Annotated in this window: 17 protein-coding genes; 6 read left to right on the forward strand and 11 right to left on the reverse strand. The window is 50.0% G+C overall.

Annotated features, from left to right (window positions below; all coding sequences use genetic code 11):
* Positions 1-27 precede the first annotated feature (27 nt).
* Genes FMR86_RS18965 through FMR86_RS18985 form a run of 5 tightly spaced genes read right to left on the reverse strand, consistent with a single transcriptional unit; the run spans position 28 to position 5,690 of the window.
* Positions 28-597, reverse strand: a complete 570-nt coding sequence (locus FMR86_RS18965) for a chemotaxis protein CheW (RefSeq protein WP_163352976.1) — start codon at positions 595-597, stop codon at positions 28-30.
* A 24-nt stretch (positions 598-621) separates the two neighbouring features.
* Positions 622-2,172: a protein-glutamate O-methyltransferase CheR gene (locus FMR86_RS18970; protein WP_163352977.1), complete on the reverse strand. Its 1,551-nt coding sequence runs from the start codon at positions 2,170-2,172 to the stop codon at positions 622-624.
* On the reverse strand, positions 2,165-2,641 hold the full coding sequence (locus FMR86_RS18975; RefSeq protein WP_163352978.1) for a chemotaxis protein CheW: 477 nt from the start codon (positions 2,639-2,641) through the stop codon (positions 2,165-2,167). Before FMR86_RS18975 ends, FMR86_RS18970 begins: the two co-directional genes overlap by 8 nt.
* A 6-nt stretch (positions 2,642-2,647) precedes the next feature.
* Positions 2,648-3,250, reverse strand: a complete 603-nt coding sequence (locus FMR86_RS18980; RefSeq protein WP_163352979.1) for a lytic transglycosylase domain-containing protein — start codon at positions 3,248-3,250, stop codon at positions 2,648-2,650.
* 25 nt (positions 3,251-3,275) lie between these two features.
* A complete protein-coding gene (locus FMR86_RS18985; RefSeq protein ID WP_239057296.1) occupies positions 3,276-5,690 on the reverse strand; it encodes a tetratricopeptide repeat protein in 2,415 nt (804 codons plus the stop codon).
* A gap of 396 nt (positions 5,691-6,086) precedes the next feature.
* On the opposite strand from FMR86_RS18985, the gene FMR86_RS18990 reads away from it, so the two are divergent.
* Together FMR86_RS18990 and FMR86_RS18995 are read left to right on the forward strand one after the other, a co-directional pair.
* Positions 6,087-8,135 carry a chemotaxis protein CheW gene (locus tag FMR86_RS18990; RefSeq protein ID WP_163352981.1) on the forward strand — a complete coding sequence of 683 codons (2,049 nt, stop codon included), beginning with the start codon at positions 6,087-6,089 and terminating at the stop codon, positions 8,133-8,135.
* 199 nt (positions 8,136-8,334) lie between these two features.
* Complete coding sequence (locus FMR86_RS18995; protein ID WP_163352982.1) at positions 8,335-8,589, forward strand: hypothetical protein; 255 nt, start codon at positions 8,335-8,337, stop codon at positions 8,587-8,589.
* Here the strand turns inward: FMR86_RS18995 and FMR86_RS19000 are convergent, their stop codons facing one another.
* Positions 8,590-9,177, reverse strand: coding sequence for a hypothetical protein (locus FMR86_RS19000; protein ID WP_163352983.1), 588 nt, complete (start codon positions 9,175-9,177; stop codon positions 8,590-8,592).
* Positions 9,178-9,414: 237 nt separating this feature from the next.
* On the opposite strand from FMR86_RS19000, the gene panC reads away from it, so the two are divergent.
* The 3 genes from panC (at position 9,415) to FMR86_RS19015 (ending at position 12,239) form a co-directional block, all read left to right on the forward strand.
* Positions 9,415-10,263, forward strand: a complete 849-nt coding sequence (panC, locus tag FMR86_RS19005; protein WP_163352984.1) for a pantoate--beta-alanine ligase — start codon at positions 9,415-9,417, stop codon at positions 10,261-10,263.
* Between the two features lie 126 nt (positions 10,264-10,389).
* Positions 10,390-11,559, forward strand: a complete 1,170-nt coding sequence (gene metK, locus FMR86_RS19010; RefSeq protein ID WP_163352985.1) for a methionine adenosyltransferase — start codon at positions 10,390-10,392, stop codon at positions 11,557-11,559.
* 152 nt (positions 11,560-11,711) lie between these two features.
* Positions 11,712-12,239: a hypothetical protein gene (locus tag FMR86_RS19015; RefSeq protein ID WP_163352986.1), complete on the forward strand. Its 528-nt coding sequence runs from the start codon at positions 11,712-11,714 to the stop codon at positions 12,237-12,239.
* A 177-nt stretch (positions 12,240-12,416) separates the two neighbouring features.
* Here the strand turns inward: FMR86_RS19015 and FMR86_RS19020 are convergent, their stop codons facing one another.
* The 5 genes from FMR86_RS19020 to FMR86_RS19040 all read right to left on the reverse strand — a co-directional run bounded on the left by FMR86_RS19020 (position 12,417) and on the right by FMR86_RS19040 (position 16,606).
* Positions 12,417-13,082 carry a hypothetical protein gene (locus FMR86_RS19020; protein WP_163352987.1) on the reverse strand — a complete coding sequence of 222 codons (666 nt, stop codon included), beginning with the start codon at positions 13,080-13,082 and terminating at the stop codon, positions 12,417-12,419.
* A gap of 7 nt (positions 13,083-13,089) precedes the next feature.
* Positions 13,090-13,560 (reverse strand): hypothetical protein, encoded by a 471-nt coding sequence (locus FMR86_RS19025; RefSeq protein WP_163352988.1) that lies wholly within the window; start codon positions 13,558-13,560, stop codon positions 13,090-13,092.
* Between the two features lie 379 nt (positions 13,561-13,939).
* Positions 13,940-14,182, reverse strand: a complete 243-nt coding sequence (locus FMR86_RS19030; RefSeq protein WP_163352990.1) for a hypothetical protein — start codon at positions 14,180-14,182, stop codon at positions 13,940-13,942.
* Between the two features lie 252 nt (positions 14,183-14,434).
* Positions 14,435-15,535 (reverse strand): spore photoproduct lyase family protein, encoded by a 1,101-nt coding sequence (locus FMR86_RS19035; RefSeq protein ID WP_163352991.1) that lies wholly within the window; start codon positions 15,533-15,535, stop codon positions 14,435-14,437.
* Positions 15,536-15,652: 117 nt separating this feature from the next.
* Complete coding sequence (locus FMR86_RS19040; protein ID WP_163352992.1) at positions 15,653-16,606, reverse strand: ParB N-terminal domain-containing protein; 954 nt, start codon at positions 16,604-16,606, stop codon at positions 15,653-15,655.
* 202 nt (positions 16,607-16,808) lie between these two features.
* Here FMR86_RS19040 and fusA point away from each other — a divergent pair, with 202 nt between their 5' ends.
* Positions 16,809-18,872: an elongation factor G gene (fusA, locus tag FMR86_RS19045; RefSeq protein WP_163352993.1), complete on the forward strand. Its 2,064-nt coding sequence runs from the start codon at positions 16,809-16,811 to the stop codon at positions 18,870-18,872.
* Positions 18,873-19,070: the final 198 nt, after the last annotated feature.

A 19,070-nucleotide genomic window follows, 5' to 3' on the forward strand; every position in this document is an offset into this window, starting at 1 on the left:
ACTCCCAGGATTATCCCGATAAGACAGCTACATATGGTCACTGCCCACAAATTCATTGACTACCAGCGATTCGTCACTCAGAAAAGCCGCCCCGTCCAGCACGGTCTTCCTGTCCTCTGTGACCCCAAGGCAATAGCCGGAAATCCGGTCATCAGCTTTGGGCAAAGCTTTGAGAGAGTGCTCCGGAATCCGGCTGACCCCGAGGATCTCATCCACGGCAATGCAAAACTCCGACTCCCCGCCGGAAAGCAGAACCACACCGGGATTTTCGGAAGTCAAACCTTCACGGGTCCCAAGAAAAACACACAGATCAATAACCGCCCAGAGATGACCGCGCACACTGAGCACCCCGAGATGAAAATCCGGTGTACACGGCACAGCAACAATCTCTTCAGGAATCATAACCTCTTTGACCACAGAGGTCTCCAGGCCGTAAACATCCGGTCCCAGACGAAAAAAGACATAATCCCGCGCCCCGGCATCTCTTTCCTGTGCGTCTGTCTCCCCGGAAATCTGAAGGGCCAGCTTTTCCGCCCTTTTGCGGAGCAACTCCCTGTCGCTTTCCCTTTTGAAATAATCCAATGTGTTGCCTTCCATGCTTCCACCTTTGAGAAGATTTCACTAAACCAAATTATCCTGCACCAGCCGCACCATTTCCAGCAGCCGTCCGGCAGTTGTTCCGTCGGAAAAAGGGACAGCTTCGTCCTGCTCCGCCTTTCCCAGCTCCTGAAGGGCGATCCGAAAATGTCTCATGGCTCCATTCTTATCACTGTTTTCCTGATAAATATTCCCCAGCAGCACATGGGCCATGATAAAACCGCTGTCCAGAAAAACAGCATTGCGCATTTCAGCAAGAGCCTTGTCCCGGTCACCCTGCTGCAGACTTATCTGTCCAAGCAGAAAATGGGCACCGGGATCAACCCGGTCCAGTTCAATGGCCCTCCGGCACCACACGGCCGCTTCATCCGCCAACCCTGAATCCGCCTTTATTCGCGCAATTCCCAGAGACGCAGCCGCACACACATCCCGACCATGGTCCTGACCAAGGATCGTTTTATACATGTCCACGGCCCCGGAAAGCTCCCCCTGAGACCGTAAACCGCGGGCTTCATCCAACAAACCAGCTCCATCTGTCCCGGCTTCGGAAACCGGGCCCTCCGTCAGCGGCTCCGCATCGCCAGCCATATAAATATCTTCAGCCGCAAGAATATCCGCAGCCGTATAAGACTCTTCCTGCTGCTTATTCACAAAAGAGACATCGGAATCGGAAAAAGCTGCCGGAAAAACCGATTCTTCCGGCATTACGGTATCCACAAAAAGTTCGGCCCGACGAGGCTCCCACTGCTCATTTTTCCTGTAAAAAAGACAGCCGTCCAGATTGACCGGTTCAAACCTGCCATGGGTGGTCAGCAATGCGGATTCACTGGGCGTGGCAATAAGCCAGCCGCCGGTATTCATGCAGTCCCAGAGCTTGTCCAGCACGCCATCCACACCCTTTGATGAAAAATACATAAGCACGTTACGGCAGAGAATAACATCCATTCTCTCAAACATGGCCGGAACTGCCGCCTCTATAAGATTGAGCCGGGAAAGAGTGACCATATTTTTAATTGCGGGATCGAGCAGATAGGAATTGGCACCCACCTGCCTGAAAAAGACATCCCTGAACGCGGTATCTTCTGAACGGAACGACCACTTGCGGTAGACCCCTTCACGAGCCTTTATCAAAGCACGGCTGTCTATGTCCGTTCCGAAAATTTCAGATTTCACCCCGGCCCGGCGGCAGATCATGGCCAGCGTATAAGGCTCTTCTCCGGTAGCACAGGCAGCGGACCAGATTCTGATGGCTCCATTTACGCCGCTGCCCATTCCGCTGAGTTTGCGCAGGACTTCATACTCCAGCACCTTCAGGGCTTTACTGTCCCGGAAAAAAAAGGTCTCACCGATGGTCAGCCGGTTTATAAACTGCTCAAGGTCCTTATCTTTGACCGCAGGGGAAAGAATATAATCAAGGCATTCTGTGGCTGTATTGAAACCGGTATCTTCCTTATGAAAACGGAGCACAGCTGTGCGCAGATCCTTCCAGCGATCCGATCCGAAATCCAGACCGAACCTTTCGCGGACCATATTCACAAGCAGGGCTATCCTGTCTTCAGTCAAGGAACTAATCATCAGCCGCGGACTCCCCGGCCATGGCGGCCAGAGCCTCAGCTAAATCCCGTTCCTGCTCAGGATCAAGCAACGCCCCCATATCCTGCACCAGCACCACATCCGTACCCAGCCCGGCAAATGATTTGAGAAAAGAGACACCGGGCCAGATTTCATCAGCAGCACGCGCAGCATCAGGACCGATATCCAGAACATCACTGATACGGTCCACCAGCAGGGCCATGCGCCGCCCGTTGGCAGAACTGAAAACCAGCCTGTCACTCAAAACGACATCGCGCTCCTCAATACCGAGCCTGCCGCGCAATCCCAGCACGGGCACCACATCCCCGGCATCATTAACCACCCCGAGCACCGCAGCAGGGGCCTCGGGGACAGGAGTAAGCATCACCGCGCGCTCCACCCGGTCCACCGCCACGGAAGGAAGTGCGAATTTTACGGTATCAACCTCGAACACAACGTAATCATTTTTCATAAAACATCACTTTCCGGCCCTACCGGATTTTTCCATCAGCGCATTATATTTCTTCATCACCTTCACGGCATAAGCTCTTGAGCGGCCCGGCAGATTTTTCGGTGACCCGGTATGGTAGGCTCCGATGGCCCGCCAGTTGTAGCCGTAACGGTCAAGACAGTAACGCAGAATCCAGGCTCCCAGACGCAGGTTTTCCTCCGGCTCCAGAGCTTCCGCAGGACTGAGGTCAAATTTCCTTATCCAATAGGAATTCACCTGCATCAACCCTACATCATAACTCTTGCCTCTATTTTTTTCGATTATGGCGAGAGCCTCTTCACGGGAATCAGGATACACGCTTCTGCCCTCAATATTCAAGGCCCAAGGATTGTACCCGCTTTCATGGTCCGCAATAGCGTTCAGAATCTCCGGATGCAGGGAGAATTCATCAGCCACCTGCCCGAAAAGCGGAGGAACCGGAACACGCTCCCGCTCTGCAACCTTCATGCGCTGCTGCACTTCATGACGCTCGGCAGGGGCAAACTCACGTTCCACATCAAGGGGAATAATCGCACGGAAGAATATGGCTCCGCAGAGAATCAGATAGAGAACGATTATGAATCTGGACATAAATTTTTATATGCCTTCGGCATACTTAAAATCTTGATCTTACCTGTTCGGCTTCTTCGAACTTCTCCTGCACTTCTAGGGCCTTGGCCAGCGTTTCCCAGAACTGTTCTTTTGCGGGCTTGAGAGCCGCACTCTGCCGGGCCAGCACTTCCGCAACCTGCGGATCTTCTCCGCTTTCCAAGTAGATGCGGGCCAGCATATTCATGGCTGCGGCGTCGTTATGGTTGGCATTAAGGGCCTGATGCAGGTATTCGCGGGCCTTGTCCATGTCTTGGCGCACGTAGGAAATGCGGGCCAAATGCCGCATGGTCAGAGCATCCCCGCCATTAAGCTTAGCGGCCTTGAGGTAATACTGCTCAGCCTCGTCCAGCCCCTTGTCCTGTTCGGCAAGCACTCCCAGCCGCACGAGGGAAAAGACATTCTCCGGCTCCAGCTCAAGACATTTTTCATAAGCCTCGCGCGCTTTGTCCATACTGCCCAGCATCTGGCAGGTCCAACCGAGGTTGTACAGGGCCATGATATTCTTGGGGGTGATGTCGAGCACTTCTTCGAATTGCTTGCGGGCCTGCTCCGGCTTGCCCACCTGCGCGTAGCAGATACCCAGCGAGTTGCGGGCAAGTATGTTGTCGGAATCAGCCAGCAGAGCGAGACGAAACTCCTCAATTGCGCCGTAAATATCGCCGTCAACGTAAAGTCGGTCAGCGGAAATATTCAGTGATACAGAATCAAACTGGGCCACCATGGGCTTTTCGAGCATAAGCGAATGGTCCAACCCCTTGCGGCAGTTATCAAGAATTTCACTGCGCCGGTAATTAAGGAAAGGAAAAGAAGCCACCCCGGCTCCGAGTTCGATCTCAAAATCATCAGAACATTCACGCACCAGCCGCAGCACATTTTCCATCACTGAATCGGATTCCCCATCCGGGAAAAAGTAAATCAGGCTGTTCAGGCTGTATCGCCCGCCCATGCAGGATTCATCAAAAAAAGTATCCGCCCGTGAAGCAACCTTCTGAACCTGCGCGTCTGTCAGCTTCTGGAAATTACCGCCCTGCTCCGCCGGGTTGGCGACGAGACGCAATACAGCCACGGAAAACTTATCCAGATTCTGACGCATACGGCTGTAGCGTCCGATAAATTCCTTATAGCTGTACAGCCCGGTGACCATATCCCGCTGCGGGGAAGCATTGGCCTCCGGTCCGGCCTGCGCATCAAAAAAACTGTCCTTCTCATTGAGCAGAGTCAGACGGTCTCCCTCGGCAACAGGCCACGCCGGGTCGCTGAGATGCAGAATTTCAGCAAAGGCAATCTCCTCCTGCACCTCGATGATGACCACCTCGGCCTTGTACATGGTCGGATAAGAACCGGAAATCCGCTCATCCTCAGTGATACGGGCCTGTGTTCCGGCCTGATAATCAGGTGACCAGACCAGAAAGCGCGCACCTTCGCGGGCATCGACACTCTGCCCGATGGACAGGGCCAGACGCTGCAGAGGCAGGACTTCGAGCACCTTGCCGCCTTTCTGCAAAATATCAGAGTAAGCAAAAACGCAATTACGCCCGAAATCCTTGGCAGTTGCCACGGCTTTGTGGGCTTTGCGCATGAGGATACGGGCCTGCTCGTCTGCTGAACGCTTGAAATGCGGCCCGGACAAAGACTGCGGATAGTTGGCGTACCCGGCACTGACGCTGACCTTGATCACATCTCCGGTAACCGGATCTGCCACCGGAAATCCCTCCACCAGCGCACGCAACTCTTCTGCCAGCTTGGCACAGGCTTTGGGCCGTCCGTCCGGAATCAAAAAGGCAAACTTATCATCAAAAATACGTGCGCAGATGACAGACTCGACCACCACTTCATTAATCCGCGCGGCAAGGTCGGCGATGATGGAATCACCAAGCCCGTAACCGTAACGGTCATTAATGCGCTGAAAATGATCCATATCGAGGACAACCACGCCCACAGAACCGCTGAAAGTGGGTATGCCGGGGTCCTTGCAGCCACCCGTGGTCGGCATCATGCAGTTCTGGATCAGGTCCAGCTCCTTGTTCAGCTTGGACATGAAATAATCACGGGTAGCCATTCCGGTCAGCCGGTCGGTGATGGAACCTTTGTAGAGCAGAATCTTTTCCAGCGAACAGGCAGCCAGAGCCTCAAGATAAGGCGGCAAAGCCTCCGGTGCCTCAAGCTCTACCCCTCGCGCAATGAAGTAGCAGAGATCGCGACCGCGCAGACGCAAAGGAAGCATCAGCTGTGCTTCTTCGACATTATAGCGGGCTTCAAGCTTGGCCCGAAACTGCCCCTTGGGCGGCTTGGGAAAATAAAGGCTGTAGGATTCAAAAGGCAGGAATTCCTGAATGAGGTCCTTAAGGGTGTGCTCGTAGAGGATCAAATCCTGCGGAGAAAGACTGATTCCGGCGGTGAAGAGATTATCCTTATTCATAGGCAGGGACATAACCCGCATGGAGATTCAAGACAAGCAGGGAGTTGGGGAGATGCAGGTTGATTAATGCCTATTCATAAAAAACACCACAGCCACCCCCTTATACATTTTTGTAAAATACAAAAATCTCTACAAATTAAATATCACAAATCTGCCATATTTTGTATTATATTTTGCAGATTTCAAAACTTTTCCAACCCTAATTCCATACCCCCTCCTGCCTTACTTTGACTACTCGCTCAACCATCAACTACATTTTTGAACTTAAATAACACCTCACCCACACCCACTTTGCACGTTAATTGCAAATCTTACTAGCAAAATACAAATTTGAAGATCAATTTTACACATTTTTGGAAACCATAGTTCCAGAACAGACCTACAAGCGAGAGACTGATGAACCACACTTTGACCGAAAAACACTCAAAACAGCTGCTTCAGGTTATGCCGACCACCTCCAACTGCATGTCACGCCTGACCCGTCTGGACAGACAGTGGACCATGGCTACCATGACCGGAAAAATCAACTGCAGCCGCATTGCCCAGACTCTCATTGATTTTATTATCAAAACTCAGGAAAACTTCTCCGGCCTCCGGCAGAACCTGATCGAAATCCTGATCAAGGAAAACACCCACAAGGTGGTTCAGGAAATCTCCGCTGTCGCACAGGTTGTGATCGACATCCTCAAACGAAACCTTTTCGAAAGAACTGCGGATGTGGGATTCCTTGCCACCGATGACGATCTGGTCCGCTTTCTGGATAATCCGGAAAGGACCCTGCACGATGTATCTATAATTGAAGACAGACTGCGTGAATACCGGGACAAATATACAGTATATAATGAAATTGTTATTCTGGACACAGCAGGACAGGTCTGCGCCCATCTTGACCAGAACAATCACATCACAAGCTCCCGCGATCCGCTGATTACAGAAACCCTTGCTGCTGCAGACTACATCGAAACATACAGAACCAGCGATCTGGCCCCGGAAGAGGGAGAGGTCCTGATATATTCACAGGCCATTAAATCCCCGGACACCGGAGCTAATCTCGGAGTGCTCTGCCTGATATTTGATTTCGCAGGTGAAATGGACGGGATATTCAAGCACCTGAGCGAATTTTCCAAAGACACAATTCTCATTGTGCTGGATGATCGGGGACAGGCAATCGCATCCAGCGATACAGACACTGTCCCCACAGGGAAAAAAATTATTATGAATCTCGAAGAAGACTTCCAGATCATTAATATTAAGGAGACCCCGTATCTTTCCAAAACAGTGAAGACCAAAGGGTATCAGGGCTTTTTCGGTTTGCCGTGGTACGGTCATGTTTTAAAAAAACTGGATACAGCCTTCAGCGAAGACAGCGATAATTCATTTGATGCAGCGGCAATCCGGGAAAAAGCACACTTCTCAGCCCGGTTGACCCATGTGGAAGAAGCTTCGGAAAACGTGCTTTCAGACCTTGAGCTTGTTGTACAGAACGGCGAGATCATGGCTGCCAAGAAATGCATCGAGCCTAATCCGGTCGAGCAGATGGAAGGACGGGCTTTGCCGCACATCCTCAATGAGATCAAAAAAATCGGAGATCAGGTCCAGCATGTTTTTCAGCATTCCACTGATGAACTCCTGCAGCTTGTCACAGCTTCACGCTTGCATGACACCCAGTTCCTTGCCCAGCTGGCCATCGATATCATGGACCGCAACCTATATGAGCGGGCCAACGACTGCCGCTGGTGGGCACTGACCTCGGACTTCAAAACAATTCTCGCAAAACCGGAGAAAAACGAAGCAGACCGTGATCAGATGCGTAAGATTCTGGGTTATATCAACAGCCTTTACACGGTCTACACCAACCTTTTCATCTATGACCGTTCAGGCAAAATACTGGCCTGCTCCAATCCCGGAGAATACGACAAGGAAGGCCGGATACTGAACGCAGGCTACGTAGGCGAAGCGTTGAGAATCACTGATTCTCAGCTCTACTGCGTCTCCGATTTCTTCAAAACCGACCTCTACGCCACAGAAGGAAGAGACAGATATACATACATATATAATGCATCTATCACCTCGCATGAAGATTCATCCCACGTACTGGGAGGCATCGGCATTGTATTTGATTCCGAACCGGAATTCGAGGCCATGCTTGGAGATGTCCTCCCTCAGGACGGTCAGGGCAGAATCATAGAAGGCGCAGAGGGCATGTTTGTGGAACCGGGCGGCAAGCTGATCTCATCCACCAATCCGGAACGTGATACAGGCGAAATCATCACCCTTGATCCGGACTTCACCCAGCTCAGCGAAGGCGAATCCGCAGTAAAGCTGATCGAAGAAGACGGCTCATTATACGCCGTAGGCTGCGCCCATTCTGCCGGATACCGGGAATACAAACGGGACGGCAGCTATAAAAATGATGTGCTTTGTATGGTGCGGGTGCTGATTTAGATCAGCCCCGCCCCAAAGACTGCTTGCTTTTCACCATCCACAGATGTAGCGTCCGCTCATCAATTAAAATCGCCACAGCAATACTGCCTACTTTTTTCAGGATTTTCTCTAATGAACCTATCTCATATCCGGGCGGTAGAAGTCTGTTTATTCAATTCACACAATATGTCACATGCTGTCCGCAGAGGCGGCATGAACGTTGTCCGGTAAGCCATGCGTAGGATGCGGATGGTGCTGCATTTCCGACCAGTGTGAAGTTTCACACCGTAAATACGGATACATGAAAAGATGCCCGGACCTGTTCTGGGACGAATCCATGAATCGTTACATCTGCCTGCTGATGAGCGATCCCGACGAAGGAGAGGACGCAAAACGCCAGCTTTTCGAAGGGCTGGGCTGTTGCGCCCCGCTCATGACATGGCGTGACGATGTGCGGAACCGGGATGGGGATTAACTATTTCTTTGCGCGCTTTTTTTTGGCCTTCTCATACCACGCCTGCCCACCGTACATCTCATCTGAGCAACTCTCGCAGACACCATGCGTAAACTCGGAGTCTGTATGGTTGACGATATAAGCTTCCAGATCCTGCCAGTAGCCGTCGTCATCCCTTATTTTTCTGCATTTGGAGCAAATGGGCAGCAGACTGTTCAACTCCTTGATATTAGCATCCTGACGTTGAATTATTTGCTTTTTTCCCGACAGAATTAAGCCAAGATATATGATGGAGACCAAGGAAAGTATTGTAACCACAAAACCGGGAAGCTCGCTAAGAGTATTAAACCACTGAGTCCTCTCGATAGCACCTGTCCAAATAAGCAGAGTCAACACTTGCCGCGAAGCCATCAGAAAAAACATGGCTGCCAGAAACAAAATTTTCCACTCATCACATTTTACGGCAATATAGACAGCAGCACCGCAGGCAACCATCCGTATCAAAATCGAAACGATCAACTCCGGCTTGGGCACGACAAACCACAGGCCGACCATTACCACTGAAAACAGCACCACAGCACCAAAACACTTATTCCACAAACAACTCACAATCACCCCCGGACCCAAGGCATATTCAGAATTTAATCCAACAGTTCATTGAAGACATAGAACAGATTATAACAGATTATGTTTTCCAGGTAGCTTATTTGCCCCCTTACCCCATCGACACCAATTCCCCCAGCATGCTATAGACAACAAATATCAATCAACGTAAACGGATTCCCAAATCTTCCATATATTAATGATGGCTTCCGCCGCTAAAATCGAATCATCAGGGTTTATAAAATGGAAACAATCAGTAATCCGCAGGAACTTCAGAATCTTTGCCTCATGCTTCGCAGCGAGGGTAAAAAAATCGGTCTAGTACCGACCATGGGCTACTTTCATGAAGGACATCTGAGCCTCATGGACGCCGCCCGCAAGCAGTGTGACGTACTTATCGTCAGCCTGTTTGTAAACCCCACCCAGTTCGGGGAGAACGAGGACCTAGACGCCTATCCCCACGATCTGGAGCGCGACTCCAAACTTGCTGAAAAGCGCGGCGTGGATATTCTTTTTACACCGGTGCGTGACGACATGTATTTCGATGACCACTGCACATGGGTGGAAGTCCCGGATCTTGCCGCCAACCTCTGCGGCCAATCTCGCCCGGTGCATTTCCGGGGCGTGGCAACTGTGGTCACCAAACTCTTCATGACCGCGCAGCCCCACGTAGCTGTATTCGGGCAAAAGGACTGGCAGCAACTGGCAGTCATCAAAAGAATGGTCCGCGACCTGAATATCCCCGTGGATGTGCAGGGCCATGAAATCGTACGTGAAGAATCCGGGCTGGCTATGAGTTCCCGCAATGTCTATCTCACCGACGAAGAAAAATCCGCAGCCCCCAACATTCAGAAAGGGTTGCAGAAAATGCGCGATCAAGTGGCTGACGGCGAATCTGACGTTGTAAAACTCAAGGATGATCTTGCTGATTTTTATGCTGAAACCATTCCGGGGAGCCGCATTGATTATATCGAAATTGTGCACCCCGAAAATATCAATATCCTCAATAAAGTGTCTGAAAGGGCACTTTGTGCGGTAGCAGTGCAAGTTGGCAAGGCAAGATTGATAGACAATCTGCTCATAAAAGTGTAAGGTGACTTCATTCTTATATGCAAATTTATTTATATAGTGATTTTGAGCTATATATTCCGGGGAGTTACCGAAAAACGGTTTCGAATAACATTTACCCCGCCAATTAATTCCAGGAGGAACTTTTAAATGATCAGCAGCAAAGGCAAGTACTTTTTTACCTCTGAATCAGTAACCGAAGGTCACCCCGATAAAGTGGCTGACCAGATTTCCGACTCAATTCTTGATGCCATTCTCGCTCAGGATAAAGATGCCCGTGTTGCATGTGAAACACTGGTAACCACCGGTATGGCATTCATCGCAGGTGAAATTTCCACCACCGGATACGCAGACTTTCAGTCTATCGTTCGCGACACCATCCGTGAAATCGGCTACGTAAACTCCGACATGGGTTTTGACGCTGATACTTGTGCTGTTATTTCTTCTATTGATAAGCAGTCTGTGGACATCGCACAGGGTGTTGACCGCAACACCCCCGAAAGCCAGGGTGCCGGCGACCAGGGTATGATGTTCGGTTTCGCATGCAAAGAAACTGAAACCCTCATGCCTGCTCCCATTCACTACGCTCACAAGCTGTCCCGCAGACTCACTGAAGTTCGTAAGGACGCAACTCTCGACTACCTCCGTCCTGACGGAAAAACCGAAGTTGCTTTCGAATACCTCGATGGCAAGCCCGTCCGCATTGCTGACGTTGTTATCGCTGCCCAGCACGATGACGGCATCGAGCAGGAACAGATTTACGAAGACATCAAACGTGAAGTTGTGCTGGCTTCCCTGCCCGCAGAAATGATCGACGATGCTACCAAAATCTACATCAACACCACCGGTCGTTTCGTAATCGGCGGCCCCATGGGTGACTGCGGCCTGACCGGTCGTAAGATCATCAACGACACCTACGGCGGTATGGGTAACCACGGCGGTGGTGCTTTCTCCGGTAAAGATCCGTCCAAAGTGGACCGTTCCGGCGCATACATGGCCCGTTACATCGCCAAGAACATCGTAGCTGCCGGCCTTGCCGAGCGCGCAGAAGTTCAGGTTGCATACGCAATCGGTGTTGCAGAGCCCGTATCCGTTCTGGCTACCTCCCACGGTACCGGCGAAGTTTCCGATGAAACCCTGACCGCAGCGGTCAAGGAAGTATTCGACCTGCGCCCCTGGTACATCTCCGAGCGCCTGGACCTGCGTCGTCCCATCTACAAGCCTTCCGCTTGTTACGGACACTTCGGTCGCAACAACCCCAACTTCACCTGGGAAAAGACCGACGCTGTAGACGATCTCAGAACTGCCTGCAAAATCTAAGCAGTACTGAATCAATAAGACCTGAAAGTCCCCGGAAGTATTTTGCTTCCGGGGACTTTTTTTGATCTGGACTTTTAGACTTGAGGCTTTATGTTTTAGCGGGTAAAGAAACTGTTCACCAACCCAGAACGTAAGTCAGGAGATATAAGGATATGAGCACTTTTAAAATCGTCGAAGCAAAGCCGACCCCGGAATTCAATATTTTCTATTTTAGCGAACTGCACGGAACCACCCGCTTTGAGCATTCCCTCATGGAAAGCCTTGAAAAATACTGGAACGAATGGGAACCCCATCTCAAAGCCTACACCCTGAAGCAGCCCGAGGGCGGCAAAGGCACTGACTTCCTGCTTCTCTTTCTTGAAAAAGAAGTGGAAGATGCTGTTGAGGAAATCTGGCAGGAAACCCCCACCGAGGGACTTGCCCACCACAACCTCGCCATCACCCTCGTCATGTCCGCAGCACAGTCCCTGATTCCGCAACTGGAAGAAGGCAAGTGCGCACCGCTGCCCAAGCCCGGCGAAGAAGTGCTTAAAGCCTTCGAATCCCTCGGCCTGACCTGGAATCAGGAAGGTACCGTAAACCGCCAGTACGCGGTATTCACCCCCTTCCCCTACTCCGGCGGCTGCGAAGTCTGTTACCTTGAAGACACCTGCCCCAAGAGCCAGACCCGTCAGCATTAAGAGTGCCTCCGGCGGCCCTTCGGGGACCAGAGAAACTTTTTGAAAAAAGTTTCTCTGGACTCTTCAAAAACTTTTATTAGGCTTCGCCGGATTACAATATAAATTTGTGCAAAAAAATAGCCGCAACATCGGTTGATGTTGCGGCTATTTTTTATGAGAAATTAAATCCTAAAAATTCTAGTAATAAAAAGGCTCTTTGGTATTCCAATAAGTAATGTACAATTGCTCCGGAGCACTGACTTTCTCGACCTTGCTGGCAGTAAATATCCAATTCTTTTCTACATCAACATTGGGTGCCAGATTAATTCTTTCCATTTCTTCAGCTGAAGGCATTGCCGCCTCAGCGTCCAATGCACCCTTCTCAAGCTTTCCGTAAACCTTCACCCATTGCCCATTCCTTAATGATTCAGCCTTATCAAAATTAACCCTGAATCCGAACGAAATAGAATGATCCGGGCAACACCATAAGTTGTGCCTCATGAGCACAAATGAAGTATCCTTTCCAAGCTGTTTTTCATTATATACAACCCCGCGCATGACATAATTGCCGCCGATCAATGCATTATCCTTGCGCTCGCAAATATCATAAAGTTCGTAGACATTGATCTTTGTATAAGTGATGCCGTTGAGAGACTCCTTAATATCGGAATCGCTTCTTTGCTCCTGACCATCTTTTTTCTTATCTGTAGTTATTTTGAATTCAGCCAGACCAGCTGTATCGGTGTCAGATTTTGAAATATCCTCTGCAGTGTTCGCCTTTGGCTGAGTGGATTTTAGAATGAACAGTCCGGCTGCGGTTGCTACGGAAAAGAGCAGTGCGGCTGCGAGGATTTTTTTGAGCATCGCCCCACTACTCCACAAAAGCCACACTCTTCAAAAGAGTACGCTCGCCGAAGAACTGCTCCAGTCTCTCTCGTTCGGACTCGAGGATACGTATTTCAGACAGACCGACCTCCTCTTTGACCCCGCCGTATATCTTCAGGGCCTGATCAATGAAGCCGGACTCCACAAAACAGACATTCATGGCATATGAACGATCATTCCACTTCATGCGGATTTTGATGATCGGATTGCGGGTTTCCTGATCGGTGACCAAGTTCCCGGTGCGCACCAGAGTGTCACGCACGTTTTTGGGCAGCATGACCGCAAAGCGGCTCAGATTCTCGGAAAATGCGGGTTCAAAAGCCACGTAATAATAGGGGTCCACCTTTAGAGCGATGGATTTGCCCGGAATGTTCAGGATAAACGGATTCTCAATAAAAGCCTTGCCAAGGCCTTCCTGAAGGCGATCAATTCGAACTTTATAATCTTGTAAGGACATTGGTATAATCCCCCTTTAATCGAGTTATTACACCAAGATGATCCCAATCACCAGAGGGTAAGTGCTATTTTTGCACAAAAGGGCCGCAGCAGAAGACTTTAGGCCCCGCTGAATAAGGCATGATATGCAAAAAACATAAAACACATAAACGCGAAGACTTCATTCACCGTAACCATTGTATACCCCGCACTATTTTTAAATAGTCATAAGGTCATCATAGATCTACAAAAGATACGACCCAAACTCCAGATAGCGACCATGGTAAATGCAACCAGCATAACCAGTCCTCTGAAATTGTTTCCAACCATGCCGTCATCAACAACGCCCAAAACATCTTCTATAGCACTGTAAAAATTCATTTCTGACCTCAGTACTCAAACTAATGCTTTATATAATCGTAAGGGCAATCTTCCGTTGTAATTTCACCATGACGCTTTTTAACAACATAAAATGAAGATGAAAATTCGAACTCCTCAACGGACTTCCTGAAAATTCGGACAGCCAAAGCAAAAAACAGCACAAACAACACCAGCTGTATCAACAGCATCCAGACAATAGTCCCGGCCGTCCCGGAAAAAGTGATTGCTTCCTGAAGCTCAGCACCAATTTTAAATAATTCCATTTCACACCTCGTGATTTTTCCTGATCAGATTTCACGCGGCATGCCAGAAATAAAAAATTGTTTGATACTTGGCTTTTAAAAACACCTCTTAACAAGCTGTTAACATTGACTAAATATTTATATATGCAATTATTTGCACCAGTTAGACAATTTTGTGCAACTTAGAAAATGAGTATGTGCAAAACAAAACCCCGCAGCATTGATCATGTTGCGGGGTTCAATCTGAACAGATTTAAGTTAAGCGGAAAGATGCTAGTCGTTAAAAGCCTGCTTCATAAGATGCTTGCCCAGCCCGCCTAAATCCTTGGGGGTATATCCGAAGACATCCTGCCAGTTTTCAGTAGACTCCATGCAGAAATAGAGCTGCTTGCCCATGCCGTGCTTACGCAGACGATCCACAATGAACTTGAACTGGCGCAGACGTAAGGGCCGCAGCAGACGCATTTTATTATCATTCCCGGTGATGAACTCATCGTAGATGTAGGTTGTTTCCGGGAAATTCTGCTCAATGATGGGCTTCAGATGCGGCATATGCCTGAATGAACCGAGACTGAAATAGGCAATCTGTTCCGGCTTCACATAATCAAAAATCATATCGATGATTTCCGCATAGCCCTCGCGCCAGCCATCAAAACGGATGATGGGGTCAAAGTGCAGGCAGACCCGGAACCCGGCTTCAGCACAGGTACGGGCAGCTTCAAGCCGTTCCTTGAGGGTGGAAACACCGAACTCCTCGTGCTCGTTGACGAACGGCGCATTGAGAGACCATGCCGGAAGTAGACGATCGGTGCGCTTAACCACATCCATCCATGAAAGATCGATAATCTTGGACTTGAGTTCCAGACACACATTGGGGTGATCTCCGAGAAATTCCACCAGATCACGGCTGTATCCGGTTACCGCCTCAAGGGCGAGGGAATCGGTAAATTCCCCGGTTCCCACGCGGTAGCGGGTAGAAATATCAGTGGAGAAAGCCTTACCCAGTTCATCAAAAAGATCATTCTGGTTGGCCCAGACTTTAAGCACATTATCCTGAAAGTAGGCCTGTAAAATACAGTAGGAGCAGGCCATGGGGCAACCCTCGCCGATGTGGATAATCCGGTACCCGCAGCAGTGATAGTAACGGGTGCCGGGGCAGAAACGCAGAAACTTGCCCTTGTATTCTTTTAAATACAGGGACTGCTTGCCGCCCAGTTCGCCGTGGGGAAAATTCTCCGGGTCAACGATTTCAACCGGGAGATCAGGCATGCGCGAAAGCACCCGTTCGGTAACAGGAGTTTTCTGCATGGAGCGATCAATATATATTTTTTCTATTCTCTTCAGATGATCAGGAAGAATGAATTTATTATTCATGTATGACTATGCCTCCGGCGGCCCTCCGGGGCCAAAGAAACTTTTGGGAAAAGTTTCTCTGGACTCTTCAAAACTTTTTACTAGGGCTTCGCCGTGTTGATTAATTCAAAGATCGTATTATTTGTCTCGACCCAATTCAAACAACTCTTCCCAGCCGCTGAATTTGGCGATTGATTCCAGATCGTCCATGGCTTTTTCCATCATCTCACGACTCTTAAAACGGGTCTGGATCATGACTTCCCCGGTCTCGAAACTACCCACAGGCTCAACCCGCCACTTGGTCCCGGCACAAATTTCAGAAACGATCTTGTTGTGGGTCTTTTCAAGCTCGCTCAGTTGCGGATAGCGCAATTCTTTTGCTGCCTTGCAAAACCGGGAAACTGCATCCTTGGGCGATTCACTCTCACCTGCTGCTGCAAATACAGGGGTGGAAATAAGTTCAGTGACAGACTTGTTCTCACGGCGGGAAGTCTCGTAAAGCCAGGTGAGGAAATTTACCGCATTGGAGCGGGACCAACTCAATTTTTCAAAGAACCGGACCAGTGAAGCACGGTCAGTTTCATCAAGTTTGGAAAGCACACCGACTGCCGCCAAGGGGATGTGACCGAGCCCCAGCAATTCATCGTATTCCGGTTCCAGTTCCATCCAATCCAGCCAGAATTTCATATCCCGCGATTTGGGCTTCATGCCGAGCAGCGGAGCCACGGTTTTGGGCAGGTCGGCTCCGTCCAGACGGGCAGCGAAAAAACGCATTGTCGCCAACTTCACATTTTCGTCCACCAAACGCGCGCCATTTTCTTCCAGATGTAACACCGCCTTTGAAGTATCATCAGCTGCATCTATATAACGGACCAAAACATCCATTCCGAGCTTTGCAGCAGCGGCAACCCTTGCCCTGCCTGCAATAAGCAGATTTTTACCGGATTCTTCCACCGCCAGCACCGGAACAAGCTGTCCGTGCTGTTTCAGCGAGGGGATAAGTTTTTCTGCCGGGGAAAGGGGATGCAGGAGCCATGGACCGGAACAGTCGATTTCAGCCGGGGAAAGGCTGCAAACATTGGGATTACTCAATTTATTAAACCTCCGTAAAACGGAATAAGGTCGTGCTCAATTACTGTTTATGCACGAATTTTTATTAATTATCTACGCTTGACATGTTAGCGTGGCTGTACCTATAGGGATTATTAGGAAGAATTATAAGTTGCACCTTTAGACCTGTACATGCCGGGTCATCGGTCCCGGCTGTGAACATTCAGAGAAACGGAGTTGTTGAATGTCTGAAGCTTTACAAAACCAAAGGACTTTTGCACTTGTGGGCCACGGCGGTTGTGGCAAAACCTCTACCGCCGAGATGATTCTTTTTAATGCTGGCGTCATCGACAGACTCGGCAAGATTGAGGAAGGCACCACCGCCCTCGATACCGAGCCTGAAGAAATTAAACGCCGCGGTTCCATCCAGTCCGGTTTCGCCGGATATAAGTGGAACAAAAACGACCACTATCTTATCGACACTCCGGGTGATGCAAACTTCTGCGGAGACCGCCCCTACTCTCTAGCCGCGTCCGACGGCGTTGTCTTTACCATTGACGCCGTGGACGGAGTCAAGCCCCTTTCGCGCAAAGCATGGGCAGCAGTAGAAAAAGCAAACCTCCCCACAGTTATTTTCATCAATAAGATGGACCGAGACCGTGCAGACTTCGACTCTGCATTCGACAGCCTTAACTCCTCTCTCGGAATCAGCCCCGTACTGCTGCATTATCCAATCGGAATCAAGGAAAATTTCAAGGGCGTAGTGGATATGCTCTCCGGTCAGGCTTATCTATTCGATAAGGATGGAAAAGTCTCCAAGGGTGATATTCCCGCCGATATCGCGGACGAAGTAGAAGTTCTGCGTGAAACCATGATTGAAAACATCGCGGAAAGTGATGAAGATCTCATGGAAAAATATCTTGAAGAAGGTGAACTCGCTCCCGAAGAAATCGCAAAAGGTCTGGCCGCCGGTGTAATGAACCGCAGCCTTTTCCCGGTCTGCGTCGGTTCTGCACTGGAAAACAAGGGCGGCTCCTTCCTGCTGGACATGATCCAGACCTACCTGCCCTCCCCGCTTGAGCATCCCCAGTGGCAGGGTGAAGATGGTACAACTCGTGAATCTTCCGCTGACGGCCCGGCGGCCTGCTTTGTATTCAAAACCATCGCAGACCCCTTTGCCGGACAGCTTACCGTCTGCCGCGTTCTCTCCGGAACCGTCAGCGGCGATATGACCCTGACCAACACCAACACCGACGCCAAAGAAAGAATGGGCAACATCCAGCTCATGGTCGGCAAGGATCAGAAACCGCTCAAGGCTCCTGCAGGTCCCGGTGCAATTATTACCCTTGCCAAACTCAAGGAAACCTTCACCGGAGATACTCTCTGCGATGACGGTAATAAGTTCACTCTTGAAAAGCCGGAACTGGCTCCGCAACTTATCACCTTCGCACTCTCTCCCGCAGAAAAAGGTGACGAAGACAAAGTCTTTCAGGCGATACAGAAACTGCTCGCTGAGGACATCAACCTCTCCCTTTCCCGCGATGAAGAGACTGCTGATATCCTGCTTTCCGGTATGGGCCAGAACCATATCGAAATCTCCGTTGAGAAAGCAAAACGCCGTTACAAGGCTGAAATCGTACTCAATGCCCCCAAAGTTCCCTACCGCGAAACCATCAAGGGCTTTGCTGAAGTCAACGGACGTTTCAAGAAACAGTCCGGCGGACGCGGTCAGTTCGGTGACTGCTGGATCAAACTTGAGCCGCAAACTAAGGGTGACGGCTACGAATTCGTCAACAAAATCGTTGGCGGTGTAATTCCCAAGCAGTACATACCGGCAGTTGATAAAGGTGTTCAGGAAGCAGCCCAGAAGGGTTTCCTTTCCGGTTCACAGATCATCGACTTCAAGGTCACCCTTTACGACGGCTCCTACCATTCCGTTGACTCCTCGGAAATGGCTTTCAAGGTTGCCGGTTCCATGGCTTTCAAGAAAGCCTGCGAACAGGCCGGAGTTGCCCTGCTTGAACCGCTGATGAACGTTGTGGTTGAAGTTCCTGACGAATTTATGGGCGACATCATCGGCGATCTTTCATCCCGCCGCGGCAAGGTCCTCGGCTCCGACTCCACCGCCGGTGTGACCGAGGTCAAGGCCCACGTACCCATGTCTGAAATCCTGAAGTACGCACCGGATCTGCGCTCCATGACCGGTGGTCAGGGAACCTTCACCATGGAACTCTCCCACTACGAAGAATGCCCGCCGCCCATCGCGGAAAAAGTCATTGAAGAATTCAATGCGGGCAAGGAAGAATAAATAAACCTGCACCTAAGGTTGAACTACGAAGGCCGGGACATGTGTCCCGGCCTTTCAGATTGCTGACAAAGTCCTCGCCTTTTGGTGAGGACTTTTTTATATTGTTTGCATGTTAAAAAAGCCTGAGCAAAAGCAAGTCACTGTTGAGTTGGTTACGATTGAAGAATTGGTTCCTGAGAACCATTTACTTCGAAAGAT

It is taken from the genome of Desulfovibrio sp. JC010 (genome assembly GCF_010470675.1).
Lineage (GTDB): Bacteria > Desulfobacterota > Desulfovibrionia > Desulfovibrionales > Desulfovibrionaceae > Maridesulfovibrio.